At 52.5% G+C, this 895-nt stretch carries 2 pseudogenes; both read right to left on the bottom strand.

Features of this window, described 5'->3' with window-relative positions:
• Nucleotides 1-503: pseudogene (locus Q1A70_RS20155) on the bottom strand (hypothetical protein); the annotation flags it as partial.
• Nucleotides 503-895 (bottom strand): annotated as a pseudogene (locus tag Q1A70_RS20150) (type II and III secretion system protein); the annotation flags it as partial. The pseudogenes Q1A70_RS20155 and Q1A70_RS20150, both read right to left, overlap by 1 nt.

The raw sequence follows: 895 nt of genomic DNA, 5'->3' as shown, positions 1-895 counted from the left end.
AAGCCCGTCAGTAGCACCACGACTGCGCTGACCGCGCCGATAAGAGGACGATGGGATTTCAGCGCATAAGGGGCGGTCTGCTCAGGGGTTAACCCCTGAACGTGCTCGATGACGCCAACCCCTTGAAGCAAGGTATCATCCGATAAACCTTGCTTCATCGCATCGGTCATAAACACGGTGTCGCTTAATTGAAGCTTGAGCGGGTTGATGTCCTCTAACGTTAGGTAACGTGCTTCACGCACGACACCATGACGCACCAACATAAAAAACACACCATCCTCATGGCTGTCCATGAGCACCCACTGCTCCACATCCGGCGCTAACACTTCAAGCCATGCCTGCGCCAGTGCAACGCTTGGCTCACTGCTGGTATAACGCGTGACCCATCCGTCTTTTTGTACCGTCAGCGAGTAGCGACTTGGGTATTGCTTCATTAACGCCCAGCGCGAGAGCGCTCGCGTGACGATGTGTGTGGGTGCGAAGAATTGATCGGTCAAAGCCATTATTTCACTCTCCTTGGCGTTAATAGCACCAAGGTTTCAACCGTGTCTTCGACACTGGCTTGCCCCCCTAAAATGTCCAGACCAAAGCTGGCGGTTTTATTGGCCGTAGAGGTTTGTTGTTTTACTGAGCCAATCACCACGGTTTGCCCGTATCGCAACTTATTCGCAAACACCAAATCCGCCTGACGCGTAGAAATAAAGCGCAACGTCGCTTCGTTGATGGTTTCCGTTGCATCGCCTGCAATTTTAGTGAGTTTGCCTGCGGTACGTATCCACACGAAATCGTCTTTCACGTTGGTATTGACCATCATATCAATGCCCTCCACCACTTCGCCTCGCGTGGTGCTGGTTGAGGTCGTGGTGTCGGTCACTTCGGTGCTGATGTCCGATAA

The organism is uncultured Vibrio sp. (assembly GCF_947488985.1).
GTDB lineage: Bacteria > Pseudomonadota > Gammaproteobacteria > Enterobacterales > Vibrionaceae > Vibrio.
The sequence above is the reverse complement of the archived record's forward strand: the minus strand, read 5'-3'. Positions and strand labels throughout refer to the sequence as shown.